This is a genomic window from Pimelobacter simplex, assembly GCF_900114845.1.
GTDB lineage: Bacteria > Actinomycetota > Actinomycetes > Propionibacteriales > Nocardioidaceae > Nocardioides > Nocardioides simplex.
This window is the reverse complement of record NZ_FOUK01000001.1, coordinates 654,547-669,591: the sequence shown is the minus strand read 5'-3', so window position 1 is coordinate 669,591 and position 15,045 is coordinate 654,547. Positions and strand designations below refer to the sequence as shown.

The 15,045-nt window shown below is 73.0% G+C and carries 14 protein-coding genes; 3 read left to right on the top strand and 11 right to left on the bottom strand.

The window, feature by feature from the left end; genetic code table 11:
- Positions 1-2: 2 nt before the first annotated feature.
- From BM223_RS03120 to BM223_RS03080, 9 genes are all read right to left on the bottom strand, one after another.
- Entirely contained in the window at positions 3-1,001 is a 999-nt protein-coding gene (locus tag BM223_RS03120) for a BMP family protein (protein ID WP_082003797.1), read from the bottom strand.
- A 219-nt stretch (positions 1,002-1,220) separates the two neighbouring features.
- Positions 1,221-2,993, bottom strand: a complete 1,773-nt coding sequence (locus tag BM223_RS29645; RefSeq protein ID WP_038681710.1) for an ABC transporter substrate-binding protein — start codon at positions 2,991-2,993, stop codon at positions 1,221-1,223.
- A 94-nt stretch (positions 2,994-3,087) separates the two neighbouring features.
- Positions 3,088-4,086: an ABC transporter permease gene (locus tag BM223_RS03110; RefSeq protein WP_038681712.1), complete on the bottom strand. Its 999-nt coding sequence runs from the start codon at positions 4,084-4,086 to the stop codon at positions 3,088-3,090.
- The gene (locus tag BM223_RS03105) at positions 4,070-5,584 is read right to left on the bottom strand and encodes a sugar ABC transporter ATP-binding protein (protein ID WP_038681714.1); all 1,515 of its coding nucleotides are present in this window, start codon (positions 5,582-5,584) and stop codon (positions 4,070-4,072) included. Before BM223_RS03105 ends, BM223_RS03110 begins: the two co-directional genes overlap by 17 nt.
- Before the next feature lie 20 nt (positions 5,585-5,604).
- Positions 5,605-6,636 carry a sugar ABC transporter substrate-binding protein gene (locus BM223_RS03100; protein ID WP_038681717.1) on the bottom strand — a complete coding sequence of 344 codons (1,032 nt, stop codon included), beginning with the start codon at positions 6,634-6,636 and terminating at the stop codon, positions 5,605-5,607.
- A gap of 79 nt (positions 6,637-6,715) precedes the next feature.
- Positions 6,716-7,558, bottom strand: coding sequence for a polysaccharide deacetylase family protein (locus tag BM223_RS03095; RefSeq protein WP_038681719.1), 843 nt, complete (start codon positions 7,556-7,558; stop codon positions 6,716-6,718).
- Between the two features lie 36 nt (positions 7,559-7,594).
- Positions 7,595-8,467: a nitrilase-related carbon-nitrogen hydrolase gene (locus tag BM223_RS03090; protein ID WP_038681721.1), complete on the bottom strand. Its 873-nt coding sequence runs from the start codon at positions 8,465-8,467 to the stop codon at positions 7,595-7,597.
- Positions 8,468-8,504: 37 nt separating this feature from the next.
- A complete protein-coding gene (locus BM223_RS03085; protein WP_038681722.1) occupies positions 8,505-9,230 on the bottom strand; it encodes an SDR family NAD(P)-dependent oxidoreductase in 726 nt (241 codons plus the stop codon).
- A gap of 38 nt (positions 9,231-9,268) precedes the next feature.
- Entirely contained in the window at positions 9,269-9,988 is a 720-nt protein-coding gene (locus tag BM223_RS03080; RefSeq protein ID WP_038681724.1) for an SDR family NAD(P)-dependent oxidoreductase, read from the bottom strand.
- 168 nt (positions 9,989-10,156) lie between these two features.
- Between BM223_RS03080 and BM223_RS03075 the strand changes: the two genes are divergently transcribed.
- Both BM223_RS03075 and eutC read left to right on the top strand, forming a co-directional pair.
- A complete protein-coding gene (locus tag BM223_RS03075) occupies positions 10,157-11,557 on the top strand; it encodes an ethanolamine ammonia-lyase subunit EutB (RefSeq protein ID WP_038681726.1) in 1,401 nt (466 codons plus the stop codon).
- Positions 11,554-12,291 (top strand): ethanolamine ammonia-lyase subunit EutC, encoded by a 738-nt coding sequence (gene eutC, locus BM223_RS03070; protein WP_038681728.1) that lies wholly within the window; start codon positions 11,554-11,556, stop codon positions 12,289-12,291. The genes BM223_RS03075 and eutC overlap by 4 nt, the downstream gene beginning before the upstream one ends.
- Before the next feature lie 4 nt (positions 12,292-12,295).
- Here the strand turns inward: eutC and BM223_RS03065 are convergent, their stop codons facing one another.
- A complete protein-coding gene (locus BM223_RS03065) occupies positions 12,296-12,898 on the bottom strand; it encodes a TetR/AcrR family transcriptional regulator (RefSeq protein WP_038681730.1) in 603 nt (200 codons plus the stop codon).
- A gap of 99 nt (positions 12,899-12,997) precedes the next feature.
- Between BM223_RS03065 and BM223_RS03060 the strand changes: the two genes are divergently transcribed.
- Entirely contained in the window at positions 12,998-13,753 is a 756-nt protein-coding gene (locus BM223_RS03060; protein WP_038681732.1) for an SDR family NAD(P)-dependent oxidoreductase, read from the top strand.
- A 1-nt stretch (position 13,754) separates the two neighbouring features.
- On the opposite strand, the gene BM223_RS03055 is transcribed toward BM223_RS03060, so the two are convergent.
- On the bottom strand, positions 13,755-15,041 hold the full coding sequence (locus BM223_RS03055; protein ID WP_038681734.1) for an alpha/beta hydrolase domain-containing protein: 1,287 nt from the start codon (positions 15,039-15,041) through the stop codon (positions 13,755-13,757).
- Between the last annotated feature and the right edge of the window lie 4 nt (positions 15,042-15,045).

Below are 15,045 nucleotides of genomic sequence, written 5' to 3'. Positions count from 1 at the left end.
GGTCACTTCACCTCGGCCTGGTCGAGCGCGACCTCGATGGAACCGTCGGTGATGCCGGCGACGGCCTTCTCGACCTCGGCCTTCACCTCGGCCGGGACCTTGTCGCCCACGTGGACGCTGGCGCCCTTGCCGAAGCCGATGACGTAGTGGCCCTGGGTGGTGCCCTTGTCGATGTCGGCGAGGATCTCGGTCAGCGGGTGCTTGAAGTCGTAGAGCACGGTGGCCGCGTAGTGATCGGGGCCGTTCTGCGACTTGTCGGTGTACTTCACGGTGACCCACGCCGCTCCCGGCGCGGTGTCGTTGACCGCCTTGAAGGCGCCCACCACGCCGAGGTTGAGCGAGGTGATGATGACGTCGGCGCCACCGGAGATGAGCTGGCTCGTGAGCTGCTGGGCCTTGACGGTGTCGTTGAAGTCGCCGCTCCACACGGGGGTCAGCTCGACGTCCTTGCCGCTGTCGTCGATCGCCTGCTCGACGGCGTGGACCTCGGAGTACGAGAACGGCAGGCTCAGGCCGCCCAGGTAGCCGACCTCGCCCTTCTTGGTGAGGTTCGTGGCCAGCACGCCGATCGGGTAGAAGACGGTGTGGAAGTTGCGGTCGATGACCCACACGTTGTCGGGCTGGCCCTCGGGCTCGCCGTCGAACTCACCGATGAACCGGACCTCGGGGTTCTGCTCGGCGATCTTGGCGGTGGCCTCGTAGAACTGCGAGCCGTGCGTCCAGATCACGTTGAAGCCGTCGGCGACGTACTCCTGGAGGACGCGCTCGATGTCGGGCACGGCGACGCTCTCGGAGTACGACACCTCCGCGCCGTCCTTCTCGGCCGACTTGAGCGCCTCCAGGCCGAGGGCGTTGTAGTCGGCATCGGTCGTCGGTCCGGAGAAGATCGCCGCGATGCGCAGCTTGCCGTCGTCGGCGCCGCCACCGCCTCCGCCCCCGCAGCCGGCTGCCACCAGCAGCACCGCCACCAGACCGGTGAGCACACGAATCAGTCCACGCATGATTGCCCCTTCGAGGTGTGTCCCTCGCCCGCCGACCCGGTGCGGGATCCGCCCGCAGGGGGTGTGTCGGGCGTCACTTTCGGAGGAGTTTGGTGCCGCGTGCTATACGCCAGCACCGGCGAGCGTTGCCCAACGGTCGTGGGACGCTTGGTAAAGAAGTGACCGGGTGGGCCGGGTCGTCGGTGCCCTAGGGTCTCCGAGGTTGGGGACGTGCATCCCCTACGCCGGCCACCACGCCGGACGCCGGAACCGCGCCTCGGTGTAGGGCGCCGGGTGGACGATCCGCTGCCGGTTGTCCTGGATCTGGAACACCAGGTGGGCCATGCCGATCGACGGATCGGGCGTGGCCAGCGGGTAGGCGAGCGCCGACTGGCCGGCGTTGGCGAAGCTGTAGGCGCCGTTGACGCCGCGGTGCACGCCCTGGCGCAGCGACTCGATCACCGACGCGAAGTCGCGCGGGGAGTCGGCCCGGGACCACGCCGAGGCGAGGATCCGGACCCGGTCGTAGGCGATGCCCGCGTGCGAGCGCCCCGGGCTCACCGCCCAGGCGTCGCGGTAGCGCTGGGTGAACCGGCGTGCCACGTCGTCGGAGTAGGTGCCCGTCGTCGTGGCCCACAGCAGCCCCTCGGCCGCCGGGCCCAGCTCGATCCGGAAGCGCGGGATGGACGGCGCGTAGAGCGCGTAGAGGACGGTCGGCGCGGGATCGGCCTGGAAGGCCCGCACGAACTGGGCGACCTCGTCCTCGAAGTAGCTGCCGATGAGCACGGCGGCCGGAGCACGCTGGGCGACCAGCCGGCCGTGCTCGCGCCAGGCGTCCTCGCCGACGACGTCGTCGGCGAGGTAGTCGATCTGCCAGCCCTCGCGCTCGGCCCGGGCGATGGCGACCTCGAGGCCGAGGTCGCCGAGCTTCCACCGGCCGCGGACGACGGCGAGCGAGCGCGAGTGCGGCGAGAGCTGCCCCGACTCGCGCAGGAAGGACATCGCGTCGACGAAGCCCGGCCCGTAGTTGGTGTCGCTCGGGCAGATCTGGAAGACGTTGCCGTAGCGGCCCGGGTTGTCCTCGACCATCCGCACCATCGAGTCCAGCGTCGCCGCGTGCAGGTACGGCGCCTGGTGCTCCGCCGCGATCTCGTGGGCCACCAGCTGGTCGTCGAGGTAGCCGGACACCATCGCGTCGACGTCGAGGCCGGCGAGCTCGTCGAAGGCGCGCGCGACGGAGGCGGAGCTGCGGATGTCGAGGTCCACGTTGACCAGGCTGACCGGCCGGCCGCTGATGCCGCCGTGGGCGTTGATCTCGTCGATGGCGAGCTGGCTGGCCCGGACCATCTCGAGTCCGTCCTCGGCGATCGCGCCCGTGGTGGGGAACGCACTGCCCAGCAGGATGGGACGGCGTACCGAGCGCCGTCCGCTGCGCGGGGGCGGCGGCGGCCGGAGCCCGCGCGGAGCCGGCGCCGGCTCCTCCTCCGGGCTGCTGAGCCGGCCGATGAGGAGTCGCTCGAAGCCCTCGGCGCCGCCGGGCACGGGCAGCACCAGGAGGCTCTCCTCGACCGCGACCGCGGCGGCCCCGGCTCGCGAGGAGACCTCGAGCTTGGCGAGGACCCGCTCGACGTGGGTGGAGACCGTGCGCACGCTGGTCCACAGCCGGGCGGCGATCTGGGCGTTGCTGAGGCCGCCGACGAGGAGGGTGAGGACGTCGAGCTCGCGCTGGGTGATCTGGTGCGGGACCACCGCGTCGTCCAGCCAGGAGAGGGAGGTCCGCGACTCGTGGCCCGGCGAGCGGACCGTCGCGAACAGCACCCGGTTGTCGTCGTCGCGCCAGTAGAAGGAGAGCTCGTGGTGGCCCGCGAGCCGCCCGGCCCGGCGGGCGATGTCGAGCAGGCCCTCGAGCCGCTCGGCCGCCTCGGCGCCGACGCCGCGCACCGTGGAGAGCGCGCCGGCCGGGGTCAGCACGATCTCGTGCGCCGTCGCGGCCGTCGTGTCGTCCGTGGGCACGGCTCCCTCCTTCCCCCCACCGAGCAGAGCCCGAGCCCGTCCTCCGAGGATAGAGGTGCGGGCCGGGCCCTGCCCAGGGCGTCGATCCGGCCGGTCAGGACCGCCGGTTGCGCGACCAGGAGTCGAGCGCCACGGCGAGCAGCACGATCGTCCCCTTGGCGATGAGCTGCCAGTTCTGCGACAGGTTGAGGCTGTAGAACAGGTTCGTCAGGGTCGCGAAGATCAGCAGACCGACCGCGCTGCGCCACACCGCGCCCTCGCCGCCGCGCAGCGAGGTGCCGCCGACGATCACGATCGCGATGGCGTCGAGTGCGATGTTGGCGCCGACGTCGGCCTGGCCCACGCCGAGCCGCGAGGCGTCGATGGTGCCGGCGAACGCAGCGAGGACGCCGGTCAGCACGTAGACGCTGGCGGTCAGGTCCTTGACCCGCAGCCCCGAGAGCCAGCCTGCCTCGTGGTTGCCGCCGACGGCGTAGATGTTGCGGCCGTAGCGGGTCATCGCGAGCGCGACACCGCCGATCACGAACGTGACCACGAGGATCAGGATCGGCGTCGGGATCCCGGCGATGCTCGAGCGGGCGAGGATCTTGAAGCTCGGGTCGGCGACGATGAACGGTGCCGAGTTGGAGTACAGGTAGGCGATGCCCGAGATCACCGAGGCGCTGCCGAGCGTGGCGACGAACGGGTTGATCCCGACCCGCGCCACCAGGACGCCGTTCGCGATGCCGCAGGCGAGGCCGGCCAGCACCGCGGCGCCGATCCCGACCACCGGGGAGCCGGTCGAGAGCGCGACGCCGGCCGAGACCGTCGCGCCGAGCGCGTACGTCGCGCCGACCGACAGGTCGAAGCCGCCGGAGATGATCACGAAGGTCATGCCGAGCGCCACGATGCCGACCGCGGTGTTCTGCAGGAGCAGGTCACGCAGGTTCGCCGGCGCCAGGAAGCCCGGGTAGAGCGCGCTGGCGAGGACGACGAGAAGCACGAGCACCGCGATCATGGCGAACCGCGAGGCCAGCGGCGCGAGCGAGGCCCGGGCCGGTGCCGGTGCCGGCGCCACCGCCGCCGCGGGCGAGAGTTCAGTGGACGGGTTCATGGGTCTCTCCTGTGCTGAAGCCGTGACGCACCACGGCGTCGACGTTGAATTCGGGGTGGTCGCTGGGGAGCTCGCGGACGACGGACCCGTGCGCGAAGACGAGCAGCCGGTGGGCGATCGCGAGCACCTCCTCCAGCTCCGAGGACGTGACGACGACCGCCGCCCCCTCGGCCGCCAGGCGCACGAGCGAGGTGAGCACCTCGGCCTTGGCGCCGATGTCGATCCCGCGCGTGGGCTCGTCGATGAGGAAGACGTCGGGGCGGTGCCCGGCCCACTTGGCGAGGAGCACCTTCTGCTGGTTGCCGCCCGACAGGTTGCGCACCGGCTCCCCCAGGCGCGAGCGCTTGAAGGCGAAGAAGTCCGCGGTGCTGCCGGTCTCCTCGCGCTCGCCGGCGCGGTCGAGGAAGAGCCGCCGGCCACCGCGGCCGAGCCAGTAGTTGCTGGTGGCGTCCATGCCGAGCACCAGCGCCTGCTTGCGCGACTCCGGCACCATCACGACACCGCGCCCGACGGACTGGCGCACCGATCGGGGCCACGGCACCTCCTCGCCCGCCAGCCGCAGCTCACCGGACGACGCCGGCTCGGCTCCGGCGAGCGAGCGCAGGAACGTCGTCCGGCCGGAGCCGACGAGGCCCCAGAGCCCGACGATCTCGCCCGCGCGCACCGTGATGTCGATGTCGTGCAGCACGCCGGGCAGGCTCACCCCGCGGGCCGCCAGCACCTCGGTGCCGAACGGGTGCGTGCCGCGCTCGGCGAGCTTGTCGACCGTGCGGCCCACCATGTGCTCGATCAGCGTGGGCTTCGTCCACTCCGCGCGTGGGGCACTGCGCACGACGTGCCCGTCGCGGAGCACCGTGATGGTGTCGCTGAGGTCGAGCACCTCGTCGAGGTTGTGGCTGACGAACACGATCGTCGTCCCGCGGGCGGTGAGCGTGCGCAGGATCCGGTAGAGCGTGTCCCGCTCGTGCTCGGCCAGCGCGGCGGTGGGCTCGTCGAGCACCAGCACCCGGCCGTTGCTCTCGACACCGCGCATGATCTCGAGCATCTGCTGCTGCGAGACCGACAGGTCCCGGGCCAGCGCCCCGGGCGGGACGTCGATCTCCAGGTCGGCGCACAGCTCGAGGTAGCGGCGGCGCATCGCGCGGGCGTCGAGCAGGCCGCGCCGGGTCCGGACCTGCCCGAGGAAGACGTTCGCCTCCGCGGACAGGCCCGGCACCATGGTCAGCTCCTGGTAGACCGCCACGAGGCCGTGCTCCCGGCTCTCGCGCGGGTTCCCGCCGTGCAGGCGGTGCCCGAAGACCTCGACCGTGCCGTCGTCGGCGGCGAGCCGGCCGCTGACCATGCCGAGCAGGGTCGACTTGCCCGCGCCGTTCTCGCCGACCAGCGCGTGCACCTCCCCGGCGCGGACCGTGAGGTCCGCGCCGGCGACGGCGACCGCGCCGCCGAAGACCTTGCGCGCGCCGCGACAGGCGATCGCGGGTGTGTTGGTGTCGCTCATGACAGCTCCCGGACCCCGGCTCAGTACTCGGCCGTGAACTGCGCGACGTTCTCCGCGGTGGCGAACGGCGTGCCCGGCAGCGTGTCGGACTCGGCGAGGTTGATGAACGTGGGCACGTCCTCGCCCTTGACGTAGCGGGCGACGGCCTCGATGGCCTCCCGGGTCTCGACCCGCGGCAGCATCATCACCGAGCTGGTCAGCGAGCCCGACCTCACGTTCTGCAGCGCCCAGCTGTCGCCACCGAAGTCGTAGATCTCGACGTCGCGGTCGCCGACGGCCTCGACCACGCCCCGGGTCATGCCGGAGAAGTTCGACATGATCACGTCGACGTCGGCGTTGGCGCGGACGATCGTCTGCGCGGCGTCGAACGCCTTCGGCGTCGTGTAGTCGGTGGTCTGCCGGGCGACGACCTCGAAGCCGTCGGCCTTCGCGAACGCCTCCGCGGCCTTGAAGAAGCACAGCGTGTTGGCGTTGAGGTCCGGGCCCGAGACGAGCGCGATCTTCGCGCCGTCGGGGTGCGAGTCGATGACGTCCTGCACCCAGTCCTCGTAGACGTCGAGGGTCTGCCCGCCGACGTACGTGATCGTGCCGGGCTGGTGCGTCTCCTCACCGAGCTTGGTCGCCCGGCCGCAGATCGGCAGGTTGAACACCGAGACCAGCACCTTCTTCTCCGGTGCCTGCTGGGTGAGGATGTCGCACACCAGGTTGCCGTCGTTGGGCTCGACGACGAACGCGTTGTACTTGCCGCTGGTCAGCGCCTGCTGCATCTGGTCGAACTGGACCTGGGCGTCGAAGGCGCCGTCGAAGACGTCGAGGTCGGCGCCGATCTCGTCGGCGGTCTTCTTCGCCTCGTCGATCGCGGCCTGCAGGTAGGAGTTGCTGGTGCCGGCCGAGAAGTAGGCGATCTTGAGGTCGGCCGGGTCGGAGACCGGCGGGGCGATGATCTCGGTCGACGCGGACGCCGAGTCGGTCACACCGGACGAGCAGCCGGCCATCGCGAGGCAGGCGGCGACGCCGGCGGCGGCGACGGTGAGGAGGGGACGGTGCTTCATGTTGCTTCCTTCGAACGTGGGGTCGAGAGACGGGCGCGACGCTGCGACCGGGATGCCCGAGACGGAGCGGTGGACCGGGTCAGTCGTCGGTCCAGGTGTCGTAGATGTCGCTCAGCGACGCGAACCACACGCCCTCGTGGGACGCCATGTGGTCCAGCAGCCGCTCGAGGCCCAGCAGGTGGTGGGCACGGGCTGCGGTCTGCGGGTGCAGGGTGATCGCCAGGACCGGGGCGGTCTCCCGCTCGTAGGCGTAGTCGAAGTGGTCCTGGAACCGCTGGAACATGACCTCGCTCGAGCCGAGGCCCGGGTTGACGCCCGGGATGTACTCCCCGACCGGGAAGTCGTCGAGGTACCAGGAGACCGGGAACTCCAGGAGCGGGCTGGGCGGGCCGAAGACCGACCCCTCCTCCCAGCGGACGTCGACCGGCCGCGGGTGGTAGGGCTGGAAGTCGTGGCCCATGAGCGAGGAGTCCCACTCGAAGCCGGTCTTCTCGAGCAGCTCGAGGGTGTGCTCGGTGAAGTCCCAGGCCGGCGAGCGGTAGCCGCGCGGCGCCTTGCCGACGTGCTTGAGGTGACCCTCGATGGTCTGCTCCATCAGCCGGATCTCGGTGTCCTGGTCGAGGCTCGGCACCGACTCGTGGTAACAGCCGTGGGCCGCGATCTCCTGGCCCGCCTCGACGATCGTGGCGAACGCCTCGGGGAAGGTCTCCATGGTGTGCACCGGCGTGCACCAGGTGCCCTGGATGTCGTAGCGCTCGAACAGGTCGAGCAGGCGCGGGACGCCCACGGTGGCGCAGTACTCGCCGCGGGAGAGGTAGCTCGGGCTGGTCTTGCCGAACGTTCCCATCCAGACGGCGTGGGCGTCGAAGTCGGCGCCGATGTTGACGGCGATCTTCTTCCCCTCGGGGAGGTGGAGTGGCATGGCGGGCTCCTTGCGGGACAGCGGGTCAGCGGGGACTCAGAGGGTGTGGTGGGCGTACTTCTCGTAGAGGTCGCGGCGCCGGCCGCGGTCGGTGTGCGTGGTGGCGGCGCCGGTGCGGCGGTTCTCGACGAGCAGGTCGAGGTCGAGCTCGTGGGTGATCGCGTCCTGCTCGTTGGTGCGGGCCTCGACGAGCACGCCGTCCGCGGGGAAGACGAGGTCGCACGGCGAGAGCACCGACGCCCGGGCCCAGCCCGGCGCGAGCGGCGCCTCGAGGTGGGAGACGGTCGGGCAGTGCACGACGTACACCTGGTTCTCGATGGCGCGGGCCGCGGCGCAGTGCCGCACCCGCCAGAAGCCCGCCTCCGTGAAGGTGTACGACGGCACGAGCAGCACCTCGGCGCCCATCGCGGTCAGCGTCGTGCAGACCTCGGGGATCTCGGCCTCGTAGCAGATGGCGATCCCGACGGTGACGTCGTCGATGACGTGCACGGCCAGCTCGTCGCCCTCGCCGGTGTCCCAGTCGGCCTCGGCCGGGAAGATGTGCGTCTTCGCGTGCCGGAGGACCTCGCCGCCGGGCCCGAAGAGGAAGGCTACGTTCTCGTGGCCCCCGGGGGTGGCGACGAGGTGCGTGCCGGCCAGGATCCACTGGTCGCGGCGGGCGGCCTCGGCGGTGAAGAGCGCGACGTACTCGTCGGTGTAGGCGCTGATCCGGGTCAGCTGGGCGATCTCGTGGGTGCGCCAGTCGGGATCGATGGTGAAGAGCGACTCGGTCACCAGCTCGGGCAGGACGACGACGCGGGCGTCCGGTGTCCGGTCGAGCAGGTCGCGGACCTGCTCGGCCCACGCGGCGAAGGAGTCGACCTCGCGCAGCTCGAGCTGCGCGGCGGCGACGGTCAGGGTGCGGCTCATCGGACTTCCTCTCGTTGGGGTACGGCGGGGCGGGCGCTCACTGCGCGAGCAGGCCGCCGTCGATGACGAGCTCGCTGCCCGTCACGAAGCGCGACTCGTCGCTGGCCAGGTAGACGCAGCCCCAGGCGATGTCCCGGGGCTCGGCGCCGAAGCCGAGCGGGGTCAGCGCGATCACCTCGGCGTTCTTCTCCGCCGGCTGCGCGTCGGTCAGCGGGGTCGTGACCCAGCCGGGGATCACGGTGTTGACCCGGACGCCGTCGCGGGCATAGGTCACCGCGCCGTTGCGGGTCAGGCCGCGGACGCCGCCCTTCGCCGCCTGGTAGGCCGCCACCCCCTCGGAGCCGACGACGCCCCAGGCCGACGACAGGTTGATGATCGAGCCCGCGCCCTGCGCGAGCATCGGGCCCAGCACGGCCCGCATGCCGAGGAACACGCCGGTCTGGTCGACCCCGACCACCCGCTCCCAGGCCTCCGGGGTGACGGCGTCGATCGCGGCGTAGTCGATGACGCCGGCGTTGTTGACGAGCACGTCGATCCGGCCGTGGCGGGCCACGACCTCGTCGACCACCCGCTGCCACGCGGTCTCGTCGGTGACGTCGAGCTCGGCGTACTCCAGCGCGGGGCCGTCGACCTCCTGCTCGGGCTTCTCCAGGTCGGCGACCACGACGGTCGCGCCCTCCTCGGCGAACAGCCGGGCCGTCGCCAGGCCGATGCCGACGGCGCCGCCGGTCACGACGGCCACCTTGTCCTTGAGTCGGTCCATGTCAGTCTCTCCGGTTCGTGTCGTGCGCGTCGGGGTGCTCAGCGGGCCAGGTAGCCGCCGTCGACCGGGAGGTCGACGCCGGTGATGAACCGCGCGCGGTCGGAGGCGAGGAAGCAGACGGCGTCCGCCACGTCCTCGGGGTCGCCCCCGGTGCCCATCGGCGTCGCGTCGAGGAAGGCCTCGTTGAGGTCGTCGGTCTGGCCGAGGGTCAGCGGCGTGCGGATCCAGCCCGGGAGCACCGCGTTGGCGCGGATCCCCTCGCGGGCGTAGGTCACCGCGGCGTTCTTGGTCATGGTGAGGACCGCATGCTTCGAGGAGTGGTACGCCGCGACGCCCGCCACCGAGGTGGCGCCGCAGATCGACGAGATGTTGACGATCGCGCCGGACCGCTGCGCCCGCATCGGCCGCAGCGCGGCCTGCATGCCCAGCAGGGTGCCGGTCTGGTTGATCGCCACGATCCGCCGCCACTCGTCGAGCGCGAGCTCGTGGAGCTGGTCGTAGCCCGAGACGCCCGCGTTGTTGACGAGGATGTCGAGCCGGCCGTGCTCGGCGACGGTCTCCGTGACGACCTCGGCCCAGCGGGCCGCGGACGTGACGTCGTGCGAGCGGGTCGCGATGTGCTCCCCCAGGTCGGACTGGTCGCGCACGTCGGTCGCCACGACCTGGGCCCCGAGCTCGGCGAGTCGCGTCGCGACGGCGTACCCGATGCCCTGTGCGGCGCCGGTCACGAGGGCCACGCGCCCCGTCAGGTAGTCCATGCGTCCTGCTTCCTCGTAGTGCGGTCCGGGTCACACGCCCGGCGGTGATGAGGACCGTAGGAAGCCGGGGCAGGGCGGCGCGTCGGTCGATCTACGTATCTGCCCTCACCGGCGGCGTACGTCGATCGACGGACGCCCCCGTCCGGCGGGCGGTCCTACGCTGAGCGGGTGAGGTACTCGCACCAGGTCCGTGGCCGGTCCTACTCGTTCACCTCGCTGGTCGACGTGCTCGGCAAGGCGTCGCCGCACCGCTCGGGCGACGTCCTCGCGGGGAGCGCGGCGGGCTCGGCCGCGGAGCGCGTGGCGGCGCAGTGGGTGCTCGCCGACCTGCCGCTCGCGACCTTCCTCGACGAGCCGGTCGTGCCCTACGAGACCGACGACGTCACCCGCCTGATCCTCGACACCCACGACGCGGCGGCCTTCGCGCCGCTGCGGCACCTGACCGTGGGCGGCCTGCGCGAGTGGCTGCTCGCGACCGCCACCGCACCCGGCGCGGCGGCCGCGCTCACCGCGGTCGCGCCCGGGCTGACGCCCGAGATGGTCGCCGCGGCCAGCAAGCTCATGCGCAACCAGGAGCTGATCACGGTGGCGGCCGCCACCGAGGTGGTGACCGGCTTCCGCTCGACGGTGGGACTGTCAGGGCGGCTCGCCACCCGGCTCCAGCCGAACCACCCCGCCGACGACCCGGCAGGCGTGGCGGCCGCCGTCCTCGACGGGCTGCTGCTGGGCTGCGGGGACGCCGTGATCGGCATCAACCCCGCCTCCGACAGCCCGGCCGCGGTGGCCCGCCTGCTCCGGCTGCTCGACGACGTCCGGCAGCGCTACGAGATCCCCACCCAGTCCTGCGTGCTCACTCACGTGACCACGACCATCGACCTGGCCGCCGCCGGCGAGCCCGTCGACCTCGTCTTCCAGTCGATCGCCGGCACCCAGGGCGCCAACGCCGGCTTCGGCGTCGACCTCACGCTGCTCGCCGAGGGCCGCGAGGCCGCACTGTCGCTGGGCCGCGGCGAGGTGGGCGAGCAGGTCATGTACTTCGAGACCGGGCAGGGCTCGGCGCTGTCCGCGGACGCACACCTCGGCACCGGCGGCCTGCCCGTCGACCAGCAGACGCTCGAGGCCCGGGCGTACGCCGTGGCGCGGGCGTTCGACCCGTTCCTGGTCAACACGGTGGTCGGCTTCATCGGCCCCGAGTACCTCTACGACGGCAAGCAGATCATCCGGGCCGGCCTGGAGGACCACTTCTGCGGCAAGGTCCTCGGCGTCCCCATGGGCGTCGACGTCTGCTACACCAACCACGCCGAGGCCGACTCCGACGACACCGACACCCTGCTCACGCTGCTCGTCGCGGCGGGCACCAGCTTCGTGATCACCGTGCCCGGCGCCGACGACGTGATGCTCGGCTACCAGTCGACGAGCTACCACGACGCGCTCTACGCGCGCCGGGTCGGGCGCAAGCGCCCCGCACCGGAGTTCGAGGCCTGGCTCGACCGGGTCGGCCTGCTCGCCGAGGACGGCGGCATCCGCGCGGTCGACCCCGCGCGCAGCGCCCTGCGGGAGCTCGTGTGAGCGACTTCTGGCAGGCGCTGCGCGCCCACACCCCGGCCCGGATCGGCCAGGAGCGGCACGGCGAGGCACCCGGCACCCGGGACCGGCTCGCGTTCGCGACGGCCCACGCCGCCGCGCGGGACGCCGTGCACCAGCCGCTCGACGTCCCCGCCCTCGTCGCCGAGCTGGCCACGGTCGACGGGCTCGCCCCGGCCTGCGTGGTGGCCTCCGCGGCGCCCGACCGGGCGACGTACCTGACCCGGCCGGACCTGGGACGGCGCCCGCGCGACCCGGTCCCTGCCCTGACGCCCGGCGCCGAGGGCGACCCCGACCTGCTCGTCGTCCTCGCCGACGGGTTGAGCGCGCTCGCCGTCGAGCGGCACGCGGCCGGCGTCCTGCGCGCCCTGCTTCCGCTGCTCCCGGCCTCGACCCGGCTCGCCCCGCCCGTCGTCGCGACCCAGGCCCGGGTGGCCCTGGCCGATCACGTCGGACTGGCCTGGCGGGCCCGGCTGGCGCTGGTGCTGATCGGCGAGCGGCCCGGCCTGACGACGGCGGACAGCCTCGGCGCCTACCTGACCTGGGCGCCGCGGCCCGGCGTCGCCGACGCGGCGCGCAACTGCGTGTCCAACATCCACCCGCCGCACGGCCTCGACCACGCCACCGCGGCTCGTACGATCGCGTCGCTCGTCCAGGGCGCGACGCTGCTCGGCGCCACGGGCGTGGCCCTCAAGGAGGGACGCGCCGCCCTCGGGTGAGCGCTCACTCCCCCGCGGTCAGGTCCCGCGGCCACCAGTCGGGAAGCAGCCGCACGTAGATCTCGAGCAGGTCGTCCACCGACAGCTCCGGCCGGTCCAGCCAGGCGGCGATGACCCCGACCGTTCCGTCGGCGATGAACCGGGCCGCCACCTCCGCCACGGCGGCCTGCGGCTGCCCCGGGACGTCGAGCGACGGCGCCACGCCGGAGACCTCGCGCAGCAGCCGGCCGCTCTCCAGGAAGTGGCGCCCGAGCATGCCGCGCAGGCCGTGGTCGGCGTCGCCCGCGGCCAGCCCGGCCCGGTAGAGGCCGGCATGGCGGGCGACGTGCTCCAGGACGCCGCGGGTCACGGCGGTGACCGCGCGGGCGGCCTCCGCCGGTGGCGCCCCGGGGGCCGGCAGGCCGGCGCGCAGCTGGTCGAGCTCGGCGCCCAGTGCCTGCTGGAGCAGCTCGTCGACGGAGCCGGCGTGCTGGTAGACGGTCGAGCGGTGCACCCCCGCCGCGGCGGCGACCGCGGTCATCGAGAGGTCGGCGATCGGCTGCTCGGCGGCCAGCCGGAGCACGGCCTCGTGGAGGCGGGCGCGGCTGCGGGCCTGGCGCGGATCCATGGCCGGAATGTTATGCGACACCCGTCGGTTAGATCTCTAACCGACGGGTGTCGGATAGAGACGGAGGCCGCGGACGCGGCCCGGAAACCGGAGGAAGACATGGCCACCTATGACGTTGCCGACCGCTCTGCGATCGTGACCGGAGGGGGCTCGGGCATCGGCCGCGCCGTCGCCGAGCTGCTCGCCGCCAACGGAGCGGCCGTCCTGGTCGCCGACATCGACGCCACCGCCGCCGGCGAGGTCGCCACGGCGATCACCGAGGCCGGCGGCACCGCCGCGCCCTTCGTCGGCGACGTGAGCGACCCCGAGGTCGCCGCCGCCCTGGTCACCGCCGCCGAGGAGCTCGCTCCCCTGCGCATCGCCGTCAACAACGCGGGCATCGGCGGCGCCGACGCGCCCGTCGGCGAGTACCCGATCGACAGCTGGCGCAAGGTGGTCGAGGTCAACCTCAACGCGGTCTTCTACGGCGTGCGCGCCCAGGTGCCCGCGATCGCGGCCAACGGCGGCGGCGCGATCGTCAACATGGCCTCGGTGCTCGCCTCGGTCGGCATCGCCGGCTCGTCGGCGTACGTCACGACCAAGCACGGCCTGCTCGGGCTCACCAAGAACGCCGCGCTCGAGCACAGCGGGCAGGGCGTGCGCGTCACCGCCGTCGGCCCCGGCTTCATCTCGACCCCGCTGCTCGAGGCCAACCTCGACGCCGCGACCCAGCAGGCCCTCGCCGACCGGCACGCCACCGGCCGCCTCGGCACCTCCGAGGAGGTCGCCCACCTGGTCGCCTTCCTCGCCTCCGACGCGGCGACGTTCATCACCGGCAGCTACCACCTGGTCGACGGCGGGTACGCGGCGTCCTGAGTCAGGGCGTCCGCAGCTCCCCCAGGACCGCCACCCGGTCCTCGGCCAGCACGAAGCCCGCGGCGACGGCGGCGTCCGTCGCCGCGGTGTACGCCGCCACGTAGTCGTCACGCGTCGCCCAGCGCCGCTCACCGGCCCCGGCCGGGAGCGGCAGGGTGCGGCCGAACAGCCCGCAGATGGCCGAGGCACCCGGCGCCGCCTCGCCCACGACCACGTCGGCGGGCGCGTCGACGACCGGCGTCCGGACGCCACCGCGGACGATGCCGAGCTCGTCGCGGACGAACGCCCCGTCGACGATCTCCAGCGGCACGGCGGACGGCGCGGGCGCTCCCCCACGCGCCCACCGGTCCAGGTGGCGCAGCGCGGCGCGGACGACGTACACCTGCTGGCCGCGGTTGACCGGGTCGGCGCAGCCGAGGAAGGCCTCGAACTCGCCGATCTGGAAGTAGTCGGCGTGGGCCGCGCCGGCCACCTCCCAGACCCGCAGCAGCGGACCGTCGGGCTGGCGTGCGGGCAGGTAGTTCATCCGGCCGAGCAGGTCGCCCTCGCTCTGCAGCACGATCACCGGCACGTCGAGGTCGTCGCGCAGCGGCGTCGGCACCCCGCTCGCCCGCGCGGCCATCAGGTCGATCCCGCGACCGATCTCGCCGAGCGGCGCGGCGACGTCGCCGCGGCTGTGGATCAGGAAGCCGTCGAAGAAGAGCTCCCGCGGGTGCACCTCGTTGACATAGGTGGTGAGCAGGTAGGCCGACTGCGACTCGCCGATCGCCAGCACGGTCGTGGCGCCGGTCTCGGCGGCGAGCGCCCGGGCGACCTCGGTGAAGATGCCGTGGGCGAAGGCGTCGCCGGGGTGGTGCAGGTCGCCGTACCGCTCGGGGTCGAGGCCGGTCAGCCCCTGAAGCGCGACCCCCTCGACCGCGACCGCCGCTGTCCCGCTCACCACGCCGTTGTGCTGCGCCGAGACGCCCGCCCACGCGTGCCCCTGCCGGACGAGCTCGTCGGCCAGGTAGGTCCAGTCCGGCGCCGCGTCGGCCCCGCTGCTCACGTTGAGCCACTCGACGACGAGCGTCCCGCTCGCGGGCGCCGTCACCGGGCGCCGGACGACGACGCGGGTGGCGAACCCGGCCGAGCCCAGCGCGGGGTCGACGGCCTGCGCGGTGCCGGACGCGGCGTACTCGGTCTCGGACCAGCCGGCGGCCGCGAGGTCGGGCCCGGGTCGGGCGGAGGTCAGGGCGATGCCGTGACCGCCGGTGAGGGGGGCGAGGGTGACGGGGGTGACGGGGGGCACGGGT

Coding starts and splice junctions, on each gene's coding strand:
- BM223_RS03120 (WP_082003797.1), bottom strand. CDS start 1,001: ATGCGTGGACTGATTCGTGTGCTCACCGGTCTGGTGGCGGTGCTGCTG.
- BM223_RS03110 (WP_038681712.1), bottom strand. CDS start 4,086: ATGAACCCGTCCACTGAACTCTCGCCCGCGGCGGCGGTGGCGCCGGCA.
- BM223_RS03105 (WP_038681714.1), bottom strand. CDS start 5,584: ATGAGCGACACCAACACACCCGCGATCGCCTGTCGCGGCGCGCGCAAG.
- BM223_RS03100 (WP_038681717.1), bottom strand. CDS start 6,636: ATGAAGCACCGTCCCCTCCTCACCGTCGCCGCCGCCGGCGTCGCCGCC.
- BM223_RS03095 (WP_038681719.1), bottom strand. CDS start 7,558: ATGCCACTCCACCTCCCCGAGGGGAAGAAGATCGCCGTCAACATCGGC.
- BM223_RS03090 (WP_038681721.1), bottom strand. CDS start 8,467: ATGAGCCGCACCCTGACCGTCGCCGCCGCGCAGCTCGAGCTGCGCGAG.
- BM223_RS03085 (WP_038681722.1), bottom strand. CDS start 9,230: ATGGACCGACTCAAGGACAAGGTGGCCGTCGTGACCGGCGGCGCCGTC.
- BM223_RS03080 (WP_038681724.1), bottom strand. CDS start 9,988: ATGGACTACCTGACGGGGCGCGTGGCCCTCGTGACCGGCGCCGCACAG.
- BM223_RS03065 (WP_038681730.1), bottom strand. CDS start 12,898: ATGGATCCGCGCCAGGCCCGCAGCCGCGCCCGCCTCCACGAGGCCGTG.
- BM223_RS03060 (WP_038681732.1), top strand. CDS start 12,998: ATGGCCACCTATGACGTTGCCGACCGCTCTGCGATCGTGACCGGAGGG.